The organism is Luteimonas sp. A537 (assembly GCF_054052065.1).
The window spans coordinates 466,958-486,443 of sequence record NZ_JBSVRH010000003.1 but is presented as its reverse complement, the minus strand read 5'-3'; the positions used below and the strand labels follow the sequence as shown (position 1 = coordinate 486,443).

The following is a 19,486-nucleotide window of genomic DNA, read 5'->3' as shown; positions in this document are numbered from 1 at the left end:
CCATCACGCCATTCGCGCCTTCAGGCGCCACTACAGGAATTCATTGCGATGAAGCACGACAAGTCACACGCCCTGTTCTCCCGCGCCGTGGAACTGATCCCGGGCGGGGTCAATTCGCCGGTACGCGCGTTCAAGTCGGTCGGCGGCGAGCCGTTCTTCGTCGAGAGCGCCGACGGCGCCTATCTGCATGACGTCGATGGCAACCGCTACATCGACTATGTCGGCTCCTGGGGGCCGATGATCGTCGGCCACAACCATCCGAAGGTGCGCGAGGCCGTGCAGGCGGCGATCGGCAACGGCCTCTCGTTCGGCGCACCCTGCCCGGCCGAAGTGACCATGGCCGAGACCATCACCCGCCTGGTGCCGTCCTGCGAAATGGTGCGCATGGTCAACTCCGGCACCGAGGCCACGCTGTCGGCGGTGCGCCTGGCGCGAGGCGCCACCGGGCGCCAGCGCATCGTCAAGTTCGAGGGCTGCTACCACGGCCACGGCGACTCCTTCCTGGTGAAGGCCGGCAGCGGCATGCTCACCCTCGGCGTGCCGACGTCGCCGGGCGTGCCGGCCGCGCTGGGCGAGCTGACCTCGACCATCAGCTACAACGATTTCGAGGCCGCGACGCAGCTGTTCGATGACATTGGCAGCGAGGTCGCGGCGGTGATCATCGAACCGGTGGTGGGCAACGCCAACTGCCTGCCGCCGCGCGAAGGCTATCTGCAGCACCTGCGCGAACTCTGCACGAAGCACGGCGCGCTGCTGATCTTCGACGAAGTGATGACCGGGTTCCGCGTGGCCCTGGGCGGCGCGCAGGCGCGCTACGGCGTCACTCCCGACCTGACCACGTTCGGCAAGATCATCGGCGGCGGCATGCCGGTGGGCGCCTATGGCGGCCGCCGCGAGCTGATGCAGCAGATCGCGCCAGCCGGCCCGATCTACCAGGCCGGCACGCTCAGCGGCAATCCGGTGGCGATGGCCGCGGGCCTGGCGATGCTGGAGCTGGTGCAAGCGCCCGGCTTCCACGACCGCCTGGAAGCCACGGCCAACACGCTGTGCGACGGCTTCGAGGCCGCCGCGCGCGAGGCCGGCGTACCGCTGACCACCAACCGCGTCGGCGCGATGTACGGGCTGTTCTTCACCGACCGCAAGGTCGATACCTATGCCGACGCCGTGGCCTGCGACAGCGCGGCGTTCAACCGCTTCTTCCACGCGATGCTGGAGCGCGGCGTGTTCCTGGCGCCATCGGCCTACGAGGCCGGTTTCGTCTCCAGCGCCCACGACGAGGCGGTGGTCGAGGCCACGCTGGCCGCCGCGCGCGAGGCGTTCAAGGTCGTCGCCGCCGGCTGAGCCCGCGGAGCGCAGGCGCCGCCGGACCCGGCGGCGCACTGGCCGGCCGCCTTTCCACCAGGGCTGCCCGAAGTGCCGGCGCTCCCGGCGCTTCGGATCGCGGCATCCCCCATGCTTTCAGCGAACCATCCGGGCCCCGGCGGCGTGCAGGCGTGCCAGGCCGTCGGCAACCTCCGCGTCACTGATGTTCAACGCCGGCACCAGGCGCAGCACGTCGGCGCCCGCCTGCAACAGCAGCAGGCCTTCGGCCGCGGCGTGATCGAGGAATTCACCGGCGCGACCGGCATGCGCCGCCTTGAGCACCGCGCCCAGCATCAATCCACGCCCGCGCACTTCAGAGAACAGGTCGAATTCCGCACCGATCGTCGCCAGCCCGGCGCGCAAGGCACCGGATTGCCGCGCCACGTTGGTTTCGATCTGCGGCGAGGCCAGCTTGCGCAGCGCCACCCGGGCCACCGCCGCGGCCAGTGGATTGCCGCCGAAGGTGGTGCCGTGGTCGCCGAACTGCATCGCCTCCGCCACGCGCGGCCCCGCAAGCATGGCGCCCACCGGAAAGCCGCCGCCCAGGGCCTTGGCCAGGGTGACGATGTCCGGCACCACGCCGTCATGCCAGTGGGCGAACAGGGCACCGGTACGCCCCATGCCGCTCTGGATCTCGTCCAGGACCAGCAGCGCGCCGTGCTGGTCGCACAGCGCGCGCACCGCCTGCAGGAAGCCGGGCGCGGCCGCGACCACCCCGCCCTCGCCCTGCACCGGCTCGAGCATGACCGCGGCCACGTCGCCCGCGGACATCGCCGCTTCCAGCTGGTCGATCGCGTTGAAGTCCACGTAGCGGAAGCCTTCCGGCAGCGGCTCGTAGCCGGCCTGGTACTTCGGCTGCGCAGTTGCGGTCACGGTCGCGAGCGTGCGGCCATGGAAGCTGCCGCGGAAGGTGAGAACCACCCGCCGCTCCGGCCCCCGCCCCTGCACGCTCGCCCACTTCCGCACCAGCTTGATCGCGGCCTCGTTGGCCTCGGCGCCGGAGTTGCACAGGAAGACGCGTTCGGCGAAGCGCGAAGCCTCCACCAGCTCCTGGGCCAGGCGCAGCGGCGGTTCGCTGTGGAAGACGTTGCTGGTGTGCCAAAGCCTGCCGGCCTGCTCGACCAGCGCGGCGACGAGGTCGGGGTCGGCATGGCCCAGGCTGCAGACCGCGATGCCGGCCGAGAAGTCGATGTAGTCGCGGCCTTCGCTGTCCCAGACCCGCGCGCCCTGGCCGCGCACGAGCACCACCTCGCGCTGGCGGTATACCGGAAGGTAGCGGTCGCGCCCGAGGGCGAGGAGGGAGGCGGTATCCGGCATGGGGCGGGCTCAGTCGAGGAACAGGTCGGGGAACAGCGGCATCGACGGATCCACCGCGTAGCCCGAGAGGTCGGTGATGCCCGCTTCGGCCAGCACCTCGTCGTCGATGAGGAAATTGCCGGCGAAGCCGGTCGCCGGGCGCACCAGCACGGCGTGGGCGGCGTCGGCCATGATCTCCGGCGAGCGGCCGTTGCCAGGCTCCACGCCCGGGATCATGTTCAGCGCATCGGTGCCGATGATCGTGCGCGGCCACAGCGCGTTGACCGCCACGCCCCTGGGCCCGAACTCGGCCGCAAGCCCAAGGGTCACGAAACTCATGCCCATCTTGGCCAGCGTGTAGCCGGTGTGCGGACCCCACCACTTCGGGTCCAGCGACGGCGGCGGCGCGAGCGTCAGGATGTGCGGATTAGGCGCCTCCAGCAGATGCGGCAGGCAGGCCTGGGCACAGAGGAAGCTGCCGCGGGCATTGACCTGCTGCATCAGGTCGAAGCGCTTCATCGGCGTATCGAGCGTGCCGCGCAGCCAGATCGCGCTGGCGTTGTTGACCAGGATGTCGATGCCGCCATAGGCGTCGACCGTGGCGGCGACCGCGGCGCGTACCTGATCCTCCTCGCGGATGTCGCACTTCAGCGCCAGGGCCTGGCCGCCGGCGTCGGTGATCGCCTTCGCCGCGGTGTGGATGGTGCCCGGCAGCCGCGGATTGGCGACATCCGACTTGGCCGCGATGGCGACGTTGGCGCCGTCGCGCGCGGCTCGCAGCGCGATCGCCAGGCCGATGCCGCGCGAGCCGCCGGTGATGAAGAGGGTCTTGCCGGAAAGTGTGGACGTCATGGCAGGACACCGCCTGTAGGAGCAGCTATAGCTGCGATCGGATGATGATAGGACATGGCTTCAAGAGGGGTGCGTCGCAGCGACAGCTGCGCCTGCGGTGGGGGGCGGCGCATGCGGTCCGGCGCTGGGGTCGTGGCGGATGCCCTCAGGGCTTCGGGCCCTGGCCTTCGTTGTCTTCCCACTTCAGGAGCCTGCGGGTGACGAAGCGGTAGACGGGCTTGCCGGTGGCGAACCAGGCGTCGCGCAGCCATGAAGTGCGCTTGAGCACGCGGCGCTCGATCGGGGTGATGCGGTCCGGGCAGTAGGTACGTTTGTGCTTGAGCAGGTGGCGCAGGTCCTCGCGCGCGAGCAGGCGCATCCAGCGCGAGCGCGGATGGCCGCGCACCGCCAGCTGGAAGTCGATGATCGCCGGGCGCCCGTCCTCGAGCACCAGCCAGTTGGCTTCCTTGGCAAGATCGTTGTGGGCCAGGCCGTGGCGGTGCAGTTGCCGCAGCAGCCGGCGCGCGCGACGGAAGTACGCGATGTCGCCGCGCGGCGGGCGCTGGTACATCGCATCGCCGGGCATGTAGCTGCGGTCGAGCATGCGACCGTCCCAGCGCAGCAGCTGCGGGACGTCGGCCATGCCCGCCACCGCTTCGAGTCCGCGCGCCTCGCGCCGCGCCAGCCACCAGGCGGGGAGCCGCAGCCACCACGGCACGTGGCGCAGGTCGCGGCGCACGAACAGGGTGCCGCCGGCCGCGCCGGCGTTCCCGGCGCCGGGCACAGCGGCCCCGCCTTCGCGGCGCATCAGTCCGATGCGGCCGAAGCTGTCCGCCTTCAGCGCGCGCACTTCGACTGAACCCGAGTCATCCATTACTGCATTGTAGGCGGCGCGATGCGCCCTCCGGCTGCCATAATTGCTGCGGTGAGTGCCTGGTTCGACACCCTCGTTGCATGGATCGGCGCCCATCCCGTGGCCGCCGGCGTGGCCATTTTCGCAATTGCGTTCTGCGATGCCGTCATCGTGCTCGGTGCCGTGGTGCCCGCGCTGCCGCTGCTGTTCGCGATCGGCGTGCTGATCGGCTTCGGCGAGATCTCGGGGCCGTACGCGATCGCCTGCGCAGCGCTTGGCGCGCTGGCCGGCGATGCCAGCAGCTACTGGATCGGTTACCGCTGGGGCCCGCAGCTGCGCGCCACCTGGCCGTTCAGGAAATACCCGCAGCTGCTCGACCGCGCCGGGGTGCTGTTCCGCCGCAACGAGATCAAGGGCATCTTCATCGCCCGCTATGTCGGCCCGGTGCGCCCTTTCGTGCCCGCGATCGCCGGCATGTCGCGGATGCCCCTGCGGCGCTACGTACCCGCGAGCATCGTCGCCGCGATCTCGTGGGCGATGCTGTTCCTCGCCCCGGGTTGGCTGCTCGGCGAGGCCTACGACGCGGTGGCGGCGGTCGCCGATCGCCTGGCGCTGGTGGTCGCCGCGCTGCTGGCGGCGATCGCGCTGGCCTGGTCGCTGGTCCTCTATACCTATCGCTGGTTCGCCAACCACGCCGATGCGCTGCTGGCGCGCGCCCTGCGCTGGACCCGCGACCATCCGCGCCTGGGTCGCTACGCCGCCGCGCTGATCTCGCCCAACCGCCCGGAATCCGCCTCGCTGGCGCTGCTGGCCGCCTGCCTGCTCGCAATCGGCGTGGCCTGGTTCACCCTGCTGGCGACGATGCTGGCGCGCGGCGAGCCGCTGGCGCTGGACCTGCGCATCCACGACGCGATGTACGCGCTGCGCAATCCGCTGGCCGACCGGCTGATGGCCGGGCTGGCGTCGATCGGCGACCCGGTGGTCCTCGGCCTGCCGATCGCGCTGTCCACGCTGTGGCTGCTGTGGCGACGGCGCTGGATGGCGGCGGCGCACTGGCTGGCGGCGCTGGCCTTCGGCCTGGTGCTGACCGCGGCCCTGGAGGCGGCGATCGACATGCCGCGCCCGCCGACCGCGCTCAGCGGCTTCGGCTTCCCCTCGGTGGGCCTGACGATGACCACCATCACCTTCGGCTTCTTCGCCGTGCTGATTGCGCGCGAACTCCCCGGGCGGCAGCGGGTCTGGCCCTACCTGGTATCCGGCGCGGTGGTGGCGGTGCTGGGCTTCGCGCGGCTGTACCTGGGCGCGCACTGGCTGACCGACCTCGTGGGCGGGATGCTGCTGGGCATTGCCTGGCTGCTGGCGCTGGGCATCGCCTACCGCCGCCACGTGGCGCGCTCGTTCTGGATGCGGCCACTTGCAGGCCTGTTCTACGGCGCCTTCCTGCTGGCCGCGCTGTGGCACGCACCGCGGGCGGTGGATCCGTTGCTGGAGCGCTTCGCACCGCAGCCGGCACCGGCCAACATCGACCTGGACAGCTGGTGGCGAGACGGCTGGGCGGCCCTGCCCTGGCAGCGCAACGAACGCGACGCCAGCCGTCGCTGGCCGCTGGATGTGCAGGTCGCCGGGCCACTGCAGCCCCTTGAGGCGCACCTCGGCCAGCGCGGCTGGACCGTCCAGGCCCAGGCGGACTGGAGCGACACACTGCTGCTGCTTGACGATGACACCCCGGCGCTGGAGCAGAAGGTGTTGCCGGCCACCCTGGGCGCCAGCGCCGAAACCCTGCTGGCGCGCCGCACGCTCGATGACGGCCGCATCCTGGTGCTCCGCCTGTGGCACGCACCGCGACAGCCGCGCGACGGCACGCCGCTTTGGATCGGCACGGTCCAGACCCTCACCCACGCGCGCCCCTTCGACCTGTTCGGACTGTGGTCGCCCGACGCGGACACCAGCAGCGCCTACGCCCTGCTGCGCGAGGACCTCGCCGGATTCGATCTGCGGGAAGACCCGCACCCGGCGTCCGGCGAACAGGTGTTGCGCCTGCGGCTGCCCCTGGCGGCCGGAGCCGGGCCCTAGCCGATCAGCGCCAGCAGGCCCTCGAGCCGGGCGTGGGGATCGTCCATGGCCAGCAGTTCGACGCGCCGCTCTTCAGGCATCGGCAACAGTTCGAGCAGGCGCCAACCGACCCAGGCGGCATCCTGGAAACCCGGCTCGAAGCCGGGTGGCCGGCCGACCTGGTCGAAGATGCGTTCCAGCAGGGTGCCGAGCAGCGCGTGCTCGGGGCGCAGCCGGGCATGGGCGGGTTCGTCCGCGCGCCACTCCACTTCGGCCTCGACCAGGCCGCTGTCACGCACGGCCGTACGCGCGACGCGAAACCGGCGCGCGCCGCGTACGCGCAGGGTCAGCAGGCCGTCCTCATCGGTGCCGAAGTCCTCGATCAGCGCTTCGGTGCCGAACTTCGCCGGAACCGCGGGTGAGCCGACTTCGCTGCCCTCGGCGATCAGGCAAACGCCGAAGCCGCTGCCGCGCCGGCCGCATTCACCCACCAGGTCGAGGTAGCGCGGTTCGAACACGCGCAGGCCCAGCATCGCACCGGGCACCAGCACGGTCTGCAGCGGGAACAGCGGAAGCAGCGGAAGCAGCGGTGGATCGGCCATCGACCGCAGTTTACCCGCCGTGCGCGTCAAGGCCACGGCGAGACGGCCGCATCGTGCGACCTCAGTCGCCGCGCAGCATGCCGAGGAAGCGACGCGGCGCGCCGTCGAAGCCACCGTTGGACATGAACACCACATGGTCGCCTTCATGCACGAGGGCACGCAGGCTCGCCAGCAAGGTGTCCGCATCGGATACCGCAGTGCCCTGGCCGCGGAGCCCGCCGACCACGGCGCCCGCATCCCACTCCAGCCCGGCGCGATGGAGGAACACCACCGCATCGGCCAGCGCGAGCGAGGGCGCCAGCGCCTTCGCGTGCGCACCCAGGCGCATCGAGTTGCTGCGCGGCTCCATCGCCACCACGATCCGCCCGTCGCCGACGCGTGCCCGCAGGCCCTCCAGGGTCGTGGCGATGGCGGTGGGATGGTGGGCGAAGTCGTCATAGACGCTGATCCCGCCGGCCTCGCCGAGCAGCTCCATGCGTCGCTTGACGCTGCGGAAAGCCCCCAGCGCCGGCAGCACGGAGGCGACATCGACGCCAACCGCATCGCAGGCGGCAAGGGCGCCGAGCGCGTTCATCACGTTGTGGCGGCCGAGCAGCGGCCAGCGCACCTCGCCGACCTCGCGTCCGGCCTGCAAGACGGCGAATGCACTGCCGTCGTCGGCGAGCAGCCGCGCGCTCCAGTCCAGCGGCGCGCCCTGGCCCGCGTCCATGCCAAAGCGCACGACCGGCGTCCAGCAGCCCATGGCCAACACCTCGGCCAGGTGCGGGTCCTCGCCGTTGACCACCAGACGCCCCCGACCCGGGATCGTGCGCACGAAATGGTGGAACTGGCGCTGGATCGCGGCCAGGTCCGGGAAGATGTCGGCGTGGTCGAACTCGAGGTTGTTGAGCACCGCGACCAGCGGCCGGTAGTGCACGAATTTCGAGCGCTTGTCGAAGAAGGCGGTGTCGTATTCGTCGGCTTCGACCACGAAGGGGGAGTTTTCCAGGCCTTCGCGCCTGGCACCGTCGTGCATGCCGCCAACCCGCGCCGAGACCCCGAAATCCTCCGCCACGCCCCCGATCAGGAATCCGGGATGACGCCCCGCGGCCTCGAGCAGCCAGGCGAGGATCGTGGTGGTCGTGGTTTTTCCGTGCGTGCCCGCCACCGCGATCGTGTCGCGCCCCGGCAACACCTTGTCGCGCAGCCACTCCGCGCCGGAGGTATAGGCAAGCCCGTTGTCCAGCACGTGCTCCACCGCGGCATTGCCGCGCGACAGCGCGTTGCCGATCACCACCTGGTCGCAGTCGGCCGAAATATTGGCGGGGTCGTAGCCTTGGCGCAGTTCGATGCCGAGGCGCTCGAGCTGGGTCGACATCGGCGGGTACACCGCCTGGTCGCTGCCCTCGACCTCGTGGCCGAGCTCGCGCGCCAGCGCGGCCACGCCGCCCATGAAAGTGCCGGCGATGCCGAGGATATGCAGCTTCAAGGCGTCAGGACCGGTCGAGCGCCACCAGGATGCGGTCGAAGACCTCGTCGAGCGTACCGACGCCGTCGACCACGCCGAGCCTGCCGGCGTCGCGGTAGTAGCCGATCACCGGCGCGGTCTGCTCGTCATAGACCTGCAGGCGCTTGCGGACCGATTCGGGGTTGTCGTCGGAACGGCCTTCGGCCTGTGCGCGCCCGGCAAGGCGGTCGATCAGCAGTTCATTGTCGACCTCAAGCTGGATCGCGGCGTCCATCGGCTGGCCGATGCGCTGCAGCAGGGCGTCAAGCGCGGCCGCCTGGGCCAGGTTGCGCGGATAGCCGTCGAGGATGAAGCCATTGGCCACGTCGGCGCGAGAGAGCCGGTCCTCGAGCATGCCGAGCAGGATCGCGTCGGACACCAGCTCGCCGCGGGCCATCACCTCTTTCGCCTGCAGGCCCAGCGCGCTGCCGGCCTTGACCTCGGCGCGCAGCAGGTCGCCGGTCGACACGTGTGGCACCTGCAGGTGCTCCTTCAGGCGCGTGGCCTGCGTCCCTTTGCCGGAACCCGGCGCACCAAGCAGTACCAGTCGCATCGAACGCTCCATGTGGTCTCTGGGCGTGGACGGCGCGGGGCGTAGAATCCACCGCCTGCGGCCACGACCGCGCCAGCTTACCGTAATCACCCCCCGGCCCGAAGCCCCTTTCCAACGGACCCGAGATGCCCAAAGGTTGCCTGTTCTACGCCCAGTCCGGCGGCGTCACCGCCGTCATCAACGCCACCGCCTCCGCTGTGATCAGCGAGGCCCGCGCGCGCAAGGTGCGCGTGCTGGCCGGCCGCAACGGCATCCTCGGCGCCCTGCGCGAGGAGCTGATCGACACGTCGAAGGAGCCGGCGGCGGCGATCCGCGCCCTGGCCCACACCCCCGGCGGCGCCTTTGGCTCGTGCCGCTACAAGCTGAAATCACTGGACGAGGACCGCGCGAAGTACGAGCGCCTGCTCGACGTGCTGCGCGCCCACGACGTGCGCTGGTTCCTCTACAACGGCGGCAACGATTCCGCCGACACCGCCAACAAGGTCTCGCAGCTGGCCGCTGAGTTCGACTACCCGCTGACCTGCATCGGCGTGCCGAAGACGGTCGACAACGACCTGGTGGTGACCGACTGCTGCCCGGGCTTCGGTTCGGCGGCCAAGTACACCGCGGTCTCGGTGCGCGAGGCAGCGCTGGACGTCGCGGCGATGGCAGACACCTCGACCAAGGTCTTCGTCTACGAGGCCATGGGCCGCCACGCCGGCTGGCTGGCGGCCGCGGCGGGCCTCGCTGGCGACGGCCCCGATGCCGCGCCGCACCTGATCCTGTTCCCGGAGCGCGCCTACGACGAGGAGCACTTCCTGGCCCGGGTGCGCAAGGTCGTCGATCGCGTCGGCTACTGCGTGGTCGTGGCCAGCGAGGGCATCCGCACCGCGGACGGCCGCTTCGTGGCGGACGCGGGCGGCGGCAAGGACTCCTTCGGCCACACCCAGCTTGGCGGGGTCGCCTCGTACCTGGCGGGACGGGTGAAGGATCGCCTCGACCTGAAGGTGCACTGGACGCTGCCCGACTACCTGCAGCGCTCGGCGCGCCACATCGCCTCGAAGACCGATCTCGACCACGCCATGGCCGTGGGCAAGGCCGCGGTGCGCCTCGCGCTGGAGGGCCGCAACGCGACCATGCCGGCAATCGTCCGCACCTCCGACGCGCCCTATCGCTGGAAGATCGAGCCGGCGCCGCTGGCCCGGATCGCCAACCGCGAAAAGACCATGCCCAGGGGCTTCATCCGCCGCGACGGCTACGGCATCACGGCCGCGGCGAGAACCTATCTCGAGCCGCTGATCCGCGGCGAAGCCTACCCGCCCTACGGCCGCGACGGCCTGCCGAAGTACGTCACCCTGAAGAATGTCGCCGTTCCAAAGAAGCTGCCGACCTGGGAAGAATGAGTTCCTGCCCTCGGGGGTGGCGATAGCGATCGAGCGGGAGCCGCGTCAGCCGCCGGCGCAGGCCTTGCCTTCCACGCCCATCTCGGCGGCGTACATCGGGGTCGCCGCGATCCTGCCGGCGGCGGCGGCCTGCTTCGACTCTTCGATGTAGATCCGCGACTGGCCCTGGCCGTCCAGCTCCATCGTCTGGTCCACCGGCTTGCGCCACACGCGCACCACTGCCCGCCGCGAGGCGCACTCGGCGCTCGGCACCCTGAGCACATCGTTGAACACCCAGCCTGACGCGACCGACGGCCTGGCCTTGGCCGCGTCTACGAAGCGTGCGCGCGGCTGGCAGTTCGCGCTGGTGCGGACCACGGCGAAACGGTAGGGATCAGCGGCATCGCCGGTGAACGCACCCTCGATGCGTGCGCAGGCCTCCGGGATCTGGCGCAGCGTGTGGACCACGCCCACCGCCTGCGGTGCCGCCGCCGGCCGGCTGATCTCGGGCTTCGGGTCGGCGGCCAGCGCGGGCGCGGCGGCGAAGGCAAGCAGGCAGATGGCAGCGGCGGATCGCATCGCGGGACTCCTTGGGCCGGGGCGATGGTCAGGCTGGCATGCGGCGCCTGAATCCGCCCTGCCGCGGCGCGGCCCGCACGCGCTGCAGCGCGGCAATACCGGGCCCGGGGCGTATGCCATAGTCGGGTGGTTCCAGCTCCACTCAGATGCTATCGACCACACCCTGGGGAGGGATTCATGCTCGAGCAACAAGCTTTGTGGCTGGCACTTGCCTGTGCCGGCCTGGCGATCATCTACGGCATTGTTTCTGCGCGATGGATCCTTGCGCAGCCCGCGGGCAACGAGCGCATGCAGCAGATCGCGGCCGCGATCCAGGAGGGCGCCGGGGCCTACCTGCGGCGGCAATACATCACCATCGCCATCGTCGGCGTGGTGCTGTTCCTGGTCACCGGCTTCGTGCCGGCCCTCGGCTGGCCGACGGCCATCGGCTTCCTGATCGGCGCGGTACTCTCGGGCCTGGCCGGCTTCATCGGCATGTTCGTTTCGGTGCGTGCCAACGTGCGCACCACGCAGGCGGCGACCGTGGGCCTGAACGAGGCGCTGGCGGTCAGCTTCCGCGGCGGCGCGGTCACCGGCATGCTGGTCGTCGGCCTGGGCCTGCTGGGCGTGGCCGGCTACTTCATGTTCGTGGTCGGCGACGGCCGCGACGCGCTGGCGGTCGAGGCCGCGCTGCAGCCGATGATCGGACTTGCCTTCGGTTCCTCGCTGATCTCGATCTTCGCGCGGCTTGGCGGCGGCATCTTCACCAAGGGCGCCGACGTCGGCGCGGACCTGGTGGGCAAGGTCGAAGCCGGGATCCCCGAGGACGATCCGCGCAACCCGGCGGTGATCGCCGACAACGTCGGCGACAACGTGGGTGATTGCGCCGGCATGGCGGCCGACCTGTTCGAGACCTACGCGGTGACCATCATCGCCTCGATGCTGGTCGCCGGCATCAGCTTCGCGACCTACGGCTGGGCCGGCGTGGTGCTGCCGCTGGTACTGGGTGCGGCGTCCATCATCGCCTCGATCATCGGCACCTTCTTCGTCAAGGCGCGGCCGGGTGGCAAGATCATGAACGCGCTGTACCGCGGCCTGGGCGTGTCCGGCGTGCTGGCGGCGATCGCATTCTGGTTCATCACCGGCAGCATGTTCGAAGCCTCGCTGGCGCTGCCGCTGTTCTGGTGCGCGATCGTCGGCCTGGTGTTGACCGGCATGCTGGTGGTGATCACCGAGTACTACACCGCGACCGAGTACGCGCCGGTGCAGGACGTGGCGCGAGCTTCCGAGACCGGCCACGGCACGAACGTGATCGCGGGACTTGCGGTGTCGATGAAGTCGACCGCGGCACCGGTGATCGTGGTCGCGGCCGCGATCTGGTGCTGCTACGCAATCGCGGGCCTGTACGGCCTGGCGATCGCCGCCACCGCCATGCTGTCGATGGCCGGCATGATCGTGGCGCTCGACGCCTACGGCCCGATCACCGACAACGCCGGCGGCATCGCCGAGATGAGCGGCCTGCCGCCGGAGATCCGCGAGACCACCGACGCGCTCGACGCCGTCGGCAACACCACCAAGGCGGTGACCAAGGGCTATGCGATCGGTTCGGCGGGCCTGGCCGCGCTGGTGCTGTTCGCCGACTACGCGCACAAGCTGGAGGCCTCGGGCCGCGCGGTGAACTTCTCCATCGACAACCCGAACGTGGTGATCGGGCTGCTGATCGGCGGCATGATCCCCTACCTCTTCGGCGCGCTGGCGATGCAGGCCGTCGGCCGCGCGGCCGGTGCGGTAGTGGAGGAGGTGCGGCGCCAGTTCCGCGAGATCCCCGGGATCATGGAAGGCACCGGAAAGCCGCAGTACGACCGCGCGGTCGACCTGCTGACGCGCTCGGCGATCCGGGAAATGATCGTGCCTTCGCTGCTGCCGCTGGCCATTCCGATCATCGTCGGCCTGGTGCTGGGCGCGGACGCGCTCGGCGGCCTGCTGATGGGCACCATCGTCACCGGCCTGTTCCTGGCGATCTCGATGTGCACCGGCGGCGGCGCCTGGGACAACGCCAAGAAGTACATCGAGGAAGGCCACCACGGCGGCAAGGGCTCCGAGGCGCACAAGGCCGCGGTCACCGGCGATACCGTGGGCGATCCCTACAAGGACACTGCCGGCCCCGCCATCAACCCGCTGATCAAGGTGACCAACATCGTGGCCCTGCTGTTGGTGCCGCTGCTCTAGGCGATACCTGAGACGGCACATTCCTGCGCGGGGCATCCCACGCAGGAGCAGAAAAGCGGCCCCTGCGGCCGCTTTTCTTTGGCTCTTCTCCGGGCTGCGGGGGTGATGGCTTGCAGCTGGGGCGTTGATGCGCGTCTGGGGATGGTCGCCGTTCCGTTGGGGTCCGCGCGGCCCGTCCCGCGCACAGGGGGTGTGCTGCGCCGGCGTCTCCGCGTCCTGCTACCAGCGCCGGGCGCCGGCCATCCATGGCCGGCTCTCCGCACACCCCCTGTGCGCGGGACGGGCTCCGGTCCTTCTTCGGCTTCGTGACGGAGATCAAGAGCGTCGCGGCTGGGACGCTCCTGGTCGTTACGAACCGACCGGTTCCACCTCAACGCTGCGACTTTGCCCTCCGCCAGATCGCCAAACAGGTCGGGGCCGCGGCGGGCAGTGCAAACCCCAACGAAAGACGCGACGCCGCGCCAACACACCAACCGCACGGCATCGCCCCGAACGTCACGCGTCCTCGAACGTCCCCGCCGCCATGTCGAACCACGGCGTGCAAAGCAGCTGCTGGTGCTCGACGACGCTGAAGGGCGCCGACCACACCGCCACGTCGCCTGCCGACGTTGCCGACCTGAACCCCGCCTCGTCGAAGGGCAGCACGCCCAGGCACCAGCGCACCCGGGCGGCGGTGGCGACCAGCGACAGGTCGATGTCGAAGCCGGCATCCAGGCTTTCACCGGGGCCGAGCTTCGTGGCCAGCGGCGTCGGCGGCGACGTCGGCGCGGGGTGCGGCAGCGGCTGCGCCGCATGCGAAAGCGTCAGGCCGTCCTCGCCGTCTTCCACCCTCGGCGCCGGCACATCGCCGGCGACCAGGCGCTTGGTCAGCACCGAGTGGCTGTCGCCGCGGTCGAACACGGCAAGCGGCGCGTCGCCGGTATTGCTGATGCGGTAGCGCACCGCCAGGCGCTGGCCATCGGGATCGAAAGCGGCCTCGAGCATGGCGCCCTCTCCACTGACGCTTGTGCGCGCCACCCGCTCTTCTTCATTCACGGCTTCGGACTCCATTTGTGGCTGGGCGGCGGCGGGATGCGGGATCACTGCGGCCGTCGACAGGACGGCGGCCAGGATGCCGCCCGCGCGCTGGATCATGTTCAGGGCCATGCCTCACCTGTGTCCTCGTTGGTTCCACTCAGGATGACCGAAAGCGCGCAGCCTGCGGTGAACGCAGGCTGCGCGGGAACGATCGTCAATCCGGGGATGATCAGAACTCGATCGCGTAGCTCGGGCGGTCCGGCATGCCCAGCTCCTCGCGGATGCCGTTCTCGGTCAGGTGGTCAGGGTTGGCGGTGGTCGGCGCGGTGGAGCGATCGCCATCGAAATCAAAGGCGGGGGCGCTGGTCTCCAGGCCCACGGCCTGGCGCTCGGCGTTGGCGGTGCCGTTGTCAGGGCCCGGGCCGGTGTACTCACCAGGCTGGAAGGTGCCGTTCACGCCGTTATAGGCATGCGACATCTCGTGGTAAAGCACGACCACGGGGGCCGGGAAGGCGTCCATGTGGAAGGAGGGGTTGTAGACGATGTCGACGTTGCCGCCGGCGCCGGCGCGACCGTTCACGATGTCGGCGTCGCGGCTGAAGGTCTGGGCATAGCCGTTCTGCTCGTTGGCCAGCTCCTTGATCGTGACCATGTTGCCCTTCACGTCGGCGGCCTTGTCGAACTCGGCCAGCATCTGCTGGCCCACCGGGGAGGCGCGCAGGAAGTCGAGCTCGGCCTGGATGCGCTGCACGAAGCCTTCCGAACCCTCGACCTTGATGGTGTGGCCGGCATTGGCGTCGATGGCGACGTTGAGTACCGTCGGCTTGCTGCCGGTCGCGGAATTGATCAGGTCGCCGACCTCGGCATAGACGGTGGCGTTGGCGCCCGCAGCGTCGACGGTATCGTCGCCGGCACCGGTGTAGACGGTGCTCTTGCCCTCGCCCACGGCGATGCGGTCGTTGCCCGTGCCACCGGACAGGATGTCGCTCTTGCCGGCGCCCTGGATCATGTCGTCGCCGGCGCCGCCCTCGATGAAGTTGGTGCCCGAGCCGGCGGTGATCTCGTCGTTGCCGTCGGCGCCGTGGATGATGTTGACGCCATCACCGCCGACCAGGACATCGTCGCCGCTGCCGCCGAAGATGTCGTCGCGACCGGCACCGGAGAAGATCGTGTCATTGCCGCGCCCGCCGTCGATACGGTCGTCGCCGGCACCGGTGGTGATGGTGTCGTCGCCATCGCCGCCTTCAACCACGATGTTGACCTTGACGTTGGGCGCCACCTCGATGACGTCGTCGCCGGCGCCGGCGCGGATGGTCAGCTCCTGCCCGCGGTCCAGGCGGACCTCGTAGCTTTCGCCGTTGATGTTCACGTCGAGCGTGCCGTCGTCGCGCTGCTTGACGCCGAAGCTGTCATCGCCGGCGCCGGTGGTGAACACCAGCTGGTCGCTGCTGACCTGGTTCCATGCGTCGATGGTGCGCTCGCGCGCCACCTCCACGCCCTTGTCCGAATGCAGCGGATCCACCACGATCGGCTTGCCGTCCACGGTGCTGCGCTGGCTGCGCTCGGCGGGATTGTCGGAACCACCGTCGATCTTCTGGCCTTCAGCCTGGGGCGAGTCCAGGTCGGCGTCCACGACGTCGCTGCCGCCCACGTCGACCGGCCGCGGCGCCGGGGCATCGCTGCCCAGGGCTTCGGCACCGTGGTCGTGCTGGTGCGGGGCGTCGGGGTTGTTCCAATAGCCCGCGCGCTCGAACTGGGCCATGGCGCTGACGCCGGGGTCGAAACTGGCGGACTGGATGCTCATACGGAGGTCTCTGCTTGTGGATACGGTGCCGTACTGTGTAACCGGACCGTCACCGACACCAAGCTGGGGCGTACCCCACCTCGGGTCTGCCCGCCTCCTGTTCATCCCCCACGCGTCACCTGCGACGCCCTTTGCTGCGTCGCAACAGCGACGCGTAGAATGGACGCCTTCCCTTACGCGGCAGCGGCCCATTCCGGTTCGCCCGCACCACTGGAGCACCCATGGGCCTGGATCATGTGACCACCGGCAAGAGTCCGCCGGACGAAATCAACGTCATCATCGAGATCCCCAAGGACGCCGAGCCCGTCAAGTACGAGGTCGACAAGGAGTCCGGGGCGATCTTCGTCGACCGCGTGCTGTCGACCCCCATGCGCTACCCCTGCAATTACGGCTACGTGCCCAACACCGTCTGCGGCGACGGCGACCCGGCCGACGTGATGGTGATCCTGCCGCTGCCGCTGGTGCCGGGCTCGGTGATCCGCTGCCGCCCGGTGGGCGTGCTGAAGATGACCGACGAGGCCGGCAGCGACGAGAAGCTGCTGGCGGTGCCGGAGCCGAAGGTGTTCGCCGGCTACGCGCACATCCACGACATCGACCAGGTATCCGGGCACTGGCTGGAGCGCATCGGCCACTTCTTCGAGCACTACAAGGACCTCGAGAAGGGCAAGTGGGTCAAGATCGAGGGCTGGGGCAACGCCGCCGAGGCCAAGGGCCTGCTGCTCGAGGCGATCGAGCGCTACCGCACCGCGTAACAGGCGCCAGACATGGGCCCGGCAACGGAGCCCCGAAAAGTCGCCGGCAAGCCGGGTTTCCCGGATTGCCGGCGCTCAGTCCCGGCTGCGCCCGCGCTGGCGCACGATACTCAGCGCGATCAGCCGTGACACCACGGCTGCGATATAGCCCACGCCCGCGAACTGCTCCAGCATCACCAGCACCCGCGCATATGGCGTCAGCGGCATGATGTCGCCGTTGCCGGTGCCCGACAGCGTCGAGAAGCTCAGGAACAGCAGCTCGATCCAGCGCCGCGGCCGCTCCGGCTCGACCAGGCCGGTGAAGCTGGCCGGCAGGATCGCCTGGCAGACCAGGAAGGCATAGGCGAAGCCCCAGGCCAGCAGGGTGAACGCCGCGGCGGCCGCGAACAGCTCGTCGACGGTGACCGTGTGGTCTTCGAGCATGTACACGATCAGCGCGCCGGCGGCGTAGAAGTAAAGCACTGACTCCAGCGCGGCCGAAGCCACCGCGAGCAGCGGCAGGTCGAACCCGATCGCGGCGCCGGCCAGCAGCATCGCGGGCACCGCCAGCGCCCATGCGAATCCGTTCGCGGCGTGGCTGCGCGAGACCACCCAGACCGCCAGCGGCACCGCCACCAGGGTGAACGCGCTGAACAGCACGCGGCTTTCGCTGCCGTCCATCAGCGGATAGAGCAGCAGGCTGACCAACTGCACAGCCAGGAGCAGCGCCGAGGGATGCCTCGCCGCGGCCGCGGACCAGCGCATCGGATTGCGGAGGATGTTGACCATCGGCGGAGTGTGCCGCGCCGGGGCCGCGTGCGCACGCATGGCGCGCGGCGCCCACCCTCGGGCAGGCACCAGCTGTCCGCGCCGGCATGCGCTCCCTAGGCTTCATGGCTCCCCCGAACACGAGGCGCCGCACGTGATGGATGTCACCCAAGCCCTTTCACCGGCAAGCCAATGGTCGTTGGCGTCGCTGCAGCAGCCGTCCAGCCGCACGGCCATGGCCGCGGCAGCGGATCCCGATGCCGATCTCGTATCCCACATCCAGGACCTCGCCGACGGCGGCGACATCGAAGGTTTCCTGGGGCAGGTGCGGGACGCGATCTCCCTCGCCGGCGGCGACCAGACCTTCGGCGAGCATCTCGACCCGCTGCTGGGCCGCATCCGCGATGCGCTGGGCGAACTCGACACGAGCCAGCTTCCGCGCGCCGAGCGCAACGCGGTCGAGGCCACGGTCAACGAACTCGACGCCCACTTGGGCGTCGATGATGTCGATGGTCCGGATGTCCCGGATGGTCCCGACGCGCCCGGCCAAGTTCCCGGCGGCGGCCTCCAGGCCCACGAGGACGCCGGCGGCCACCTGATCGAGCGCCACGTCGGCAAGAGCGAGGAGTGGCTGGTCGATCGCGTGCGCAACGACAACATCAGCGCCGCCTCCAGCTTCCGCGACATCGAGGAAGCAGAGCACTTCGTGGCCGCCACCCTGTCCGAGCACCAGGGCCGCATCGACGCCTGGGTCGACGGCCAGGGCGGCAACCGTCTGGTGATCGACGCCAGCTTCGACGCCACCACCGGCATCTCGGTCAAGCGCGGCGACAGCAGCGCCGAAGACGTGTTCTCGGTGCGCCTGGTGCTGGAGCGCTCGGACCGGCTCGATACCGGGTATCGCATCGTCACCGGCTATCCTTCGACGCCCTGATCACGATCCCGAGGCCCCTGCATGAGCGACACCCCCGCGCTTGAGAACTTCCTGTCCGCCTATTTCCACCAGGACTGGGCGATGGAACACGACACGGCCACCGGCGTGGTCGATGCCTATCTGGGCAGCGAAGCCGACGCGGAGATCATTGCCGTGCGCGACGATCTTTCAAAACTGGCGGGTGAAGGCCTTGACGAAGCCGCGCTTGGCGCGCGCATGCAGTCCTTGGGCAGCGAATACGACCCGAGCCGCGACGGCGGCAACTGGCAGGGCTGGCTGGCGTCCCTGCAAGCCGCCTTTACGCGCTGATCGGCGAAACGCCGGCCGTCTCGCGGCGGCGGCGGACTCCTGCTCCCGGGCAGGGCTGCGCCCGGGCAACAGCCGGCTCAGCGCGCTCCCGCGCGGTGCGGATACGCCGCAAAGATCTCGGCGATCGTGCTGTCGATGGCCGCATCGCGCTGGAGGGGATCCTGGTTGCGCGTGACCCGACCCACGGCGATGCCTTCCCAGACCAGGGCATTGCGGCCCGCATCCACCAAGTCGATGTTCATCGTGCCCTCGGTGTAGCGGCTGACGGTGGTGCGCTCGTTCCAGTACGGCATGGCCACGTAGCCACGGTGCCGGTAGCTGTAGTAGTAGGCGTAGTCGACGTCGGGAATGGTGCTGACGTCGGTGCGCTGCTGCATGTAGGCGTTGATGTTGAGCCACAGGTCGGGATCCTGTTCGCTGTAGCGGTAGCCGCGTGATTCCATCTGCGCGCGCGCCGCGGCCTTCATCCGGCCGCTGACCAGACTGGCGTAGCCCTCGCGCTCGATCGCCAGCGGCGAATAGAAGGCGAAGGTCCGGTAGGCGGAGAAGTCCGCACGCGGATCGGAATCCGAACTGATGCGTGGACCCGTGGCGCAGGCGGTGAGCAGGCCCAGAAGAATCGCGGCCAGCAGCCAGCGGAATGACGGTCGGATGCGTGCCATGGCGAACCTCCTTTCGCGGGTGCTTGGACGCTAGCATGCGGCCGGCCGCGCGCATGTGATGCGGGGCGCCTGGAGGCG

General features: G+C 69.9%; 18 protein-coding genes. 7 read left to right on the top strand and 11 right to left on the bottom strand.

Annotated features, from left to right (window positions below; genetic code table 11):
• The first annotated feature begins 48 nt into the window (after positions 1–48).
• Positions 49–1,341 carry a glutamate-1-semialdehyde 2,1-aminomutase gene (gene hemL, locus ACW7GZ_RS09835; RefSeq protein WP_457005405.1) on the top strand — a complete coding sequence of 431 codons (1,293 nt, stop codon included), beginning with the start codon at positions 49–51 and terminating at the stop codon, positions 1,339–1,341.
• A 117-nt stretch (positions 1,342–1,458) separates the two neighbouring features.
• Here hemL and ACW7GZ_RS09830 read toward each other — a convergent pair whose 3' ends face one another.
• The 3 genes from ACW7GZ_RS09830 to ACW7GZ_RS09820 form a co-directional block, all read right to left on the bottom strand.
• Positions 1,459–2,679, bottom strand: a complete 1,221-nt coding sequence (locus tag ACW7GZ_RS09830; RefSeq protein WP_457008991.1) for an acetylornithine transaminase — start codon at positions 2,677–2,679, stop codon at positions 1,459–1,461.
• A 9-nt stretch (positions 2,680–2,688) separates the two neighbouring features.
• Positions 2,689–3,510: an SDR family oxidoreductase gene (locus tag ACW7GZ_RS09825; RefSeq protein WP_457008989.1), complete on the bottom strand. Its 822-nt coding sequence runs from the start codon at positions 3,508–3,510 to the stop codon at positions 2,689–2,691.
• A gap of 145 nt (positions 3,511–3,655) precedes the next feature.
• Positions 3,656–4,363 (bottom strand): serine/threonine protein kinase, encoded by a 708-nt coding sequence (locus tag ACW7GZ_RS09820; RefSeq protein ID WP_457008988.1) that lies wholly within the window; start codon positions 4,361–4,363, stop codon positions 3,656–3,658.
• Positions 4,364–4,384: 21 nt separating this feature from the next.
• Here ACW7GZ_RS09820 and ACW7GZ_RS09815 point away from each other — a divergent pair, with 21 nt between their 5' ends.
• On the top strand, positions 4,385–6,415 hold the full coding sequence (locus ACW7GZ_RS09815; protein ID WP_457008986.1) for a VTT domain-containing protein: 2,031 nt from the start codon (positions 4,385–4,387) through the stop codon (positions 6,413–6,415).
• Here ACW7GZ_RS09815 and ACW7GZ_RS09810 read toward each other — a convergent pair.
• The 3 genes from ACW7GZ_RS09810 to ACW7GZ_RS09800 all read right to left on the bottom strand — a co-directional run bounded on the left by ACW7GZ_RS09810 (position 6,412) and on the right by ACW7GZ_RS09800 (position 9,035).
• The gene (locus ACW7GZ_RS09810; protein ID WP_457005415.1) at positions 6,412–6,996 is read right to left on the bottom strand and encodes an LON peptidase substrate-binding domain-containing protein; all 585 of its coding nucleotides are present in this window, start codon (positions 6,994–6,996) and stop codon (positions 6,412–6,414) included. The genes ACW7GZ_RS09815 and ACW7GZ_RS09810 overlap by 4 nt on opposite strands.
• Positions 6,997–7,057: 61 nt before the next feature.
• A complete protein-coding gene (gene mpl, locus ACW7GZ_RS09805; RefSeq protein ID WP_457008984.1) occupies positions 7,058–8,464 on the bottom strand; it encodes a UDP-N-acetylmuramate:L-alanyl-gamma-D-glutamyl-meso-diaminopimelate ligase in 1,407 nt (468 codons plus the stop codon).
• Between the two features lie 4 nt (positions 8,465–8,468).
• A complete protein-coding gene (locus tag ACW7GZ_RS09800; protein ID WP_457005418.1) occupies positions 8,469–9,035 on the bottom strand; it encodes an adenylate kinase in 567 nt (188 codons plus the stop codon).
• 125 nt (positions 9,036–9,160) lie between these two features.
• Here ACW7GZ_RS09800 and ACW7GZ_RS09795 point away from each other — a divergent pair, with 125 nt between their 5' ends.
• Positions 9,161–10,417, top strand: coding sequence for a 6-phosphofructokinase (locus tag ACW7GZ_RS09795; protein ID WP_457008982.1), 1,257 nt, complete (start codon positions 9,161–9,163; stop codon positions 10,415–10,417).
• 45 nt (positions 10,418–10,462) lie between these two features.
• Here ACW7GZ_RS09795 and ACW7GZ_RS09790 read toward each other — a convergent pair whose 3' ends face one another.
• On the bottom strand, positions 10,463–11,095 hold the full coding sequence (locus ACW7GZ_RS09790) for a hypothetical protein (protein ID WP_457008980.1): 633 nt from the start codon (positions 11,093–11,095) through the stop codon (positions 10,463–10,465).
• 57 nt (positions 11,096–11,152) lie between these two features.
• On the opposite strand from ACW7GZ_RS09790, the gene ACW7GZ_RS09785 reads away from it, so the two are divergent.
• Positions 11,153–13,183 carry a sodium-translocating pyrophosphatase gene (locus ACW7GZ_RS09785; RefSeq protein WP_457005424.1) on the top strand — a complete coding sequence of 677 codons (2,031 nt, stop codon included), beginning with the start codon at positions 11,153–11,155 and terminating at the stop codon, positions 13,181–13,183.
• 495 nt (positions 13,184–13,678) lie between these two features.
• Here the strand turns inward: ACW7GZ_RS09785 and ACW7GZ_RS09780 are convergent, their stop codons facing one another.
• Together ACW7GZ_RS09780 and ACW7GZ_RS09775 are read right to left on the bottom strand one after the other, a co-directional pair.
• Positions 13,679–14,329: a hypothetical protein gene (locus ACW7GZ_RS09780; RefSeq protein WP_457008978.1), complete on the bottom strand. Its 651-nt coding sequence runs from the start codon at positions 14,327–14,329 to the stop codon at positions 13,679–13,681.
• A 100-nt stretch (positions 14,330–14,429) separates the two neighbouring features.
• Positions 14,430–16,004, bottom strand: coding sequence for a M91 family zinc metallopeptidase (locus ACW7GZ_RS09775; RefSeq protein WP_457004727.1), 1,575 nt, complete (start codon positions 16,002–16,004; stop codon positions 14,430–14,432).
• A gap of 221 nt (positions 16,005–16,225) precedes the next feature.
• Between ACW7GZ_RS09775 and ppa the strand changes: the two genes are divergently transcribed.
• Complete coding sequence (gene ppa, locus ACW7GZ_RS09770) at positions 16,226–16,756, top strand: inorganic diphosphatase (protein ID WP_457008976.1); 531 nt, start codon at positions 16,226–16,228, stop codon at positions 16,754–16,756.
• 75 nt (positions 16,757–16,831) lie between these two features.
• On the opposite strand, the gene ACW7GZ_RS09765 is transcribed toward ppa, so the two are convergent.
• A complete protein-coding gene (locus ACW7GZ_RS09765; protein ID WP_457004723.1) occupies positions 16,832–17,524 on the bottom strand; it encodes an ion channel in 693 nt (230 codons plus the stop codon).
• A 136-nt stretch (positions 17,525–17,660) separates the two neighbouring features.
• On the opposite strand from ACW7GZ_RS09765, the gene ACW7GZ_RS09760 reads away from it, so the two are divergent.
• Both ACW7GZ_RS09760 and ACW7GZ_RS09755 read left to right on the top strand, forming a co-directional pair.
• Complete coding sequence (locus ACW7GZ_RS09760; RefSeq protein ID WP_457008974.1) at positions 17,661–18,437, top strand: RNase A-like domain-containing protein; 777 nt, start codon at positions 17,661–17,663, stop codon at positions 18,435–18,437.
• Between the two features lie 21 nt (positions 18,438–18,458).
• Positions 18,459–18,746, top strand: coding sequence for a contact-dependent growth inhibition system immunity protein (locus ACW7GZ_RS09755; protein WP_457008972.1), 288 nt, complete (start codon positions 18,459–18,461; stop codon positions 18,744–18,746).
• 77 nt (positions 18,747–18,823) lie between these two features.
• Here the strand turns inward: ACW7GZ_RS09755 and ACW7GZ_RS09750 are convergent, their stop codons facing one another.
• Complete coding sequence (locus ACW7GZ_RS09750; RefSeq protein ID WP_457008970.1) at positions 18,824–19,408, bottom strand: DUF4136 domain-containing protein; 585 nt, start codon at positions 19,406–19,408, stop codon at positions 18,824–18,826.
• Between the last annotated feature and the right edge of the window lie 78 nt (positions 19,409–19,486).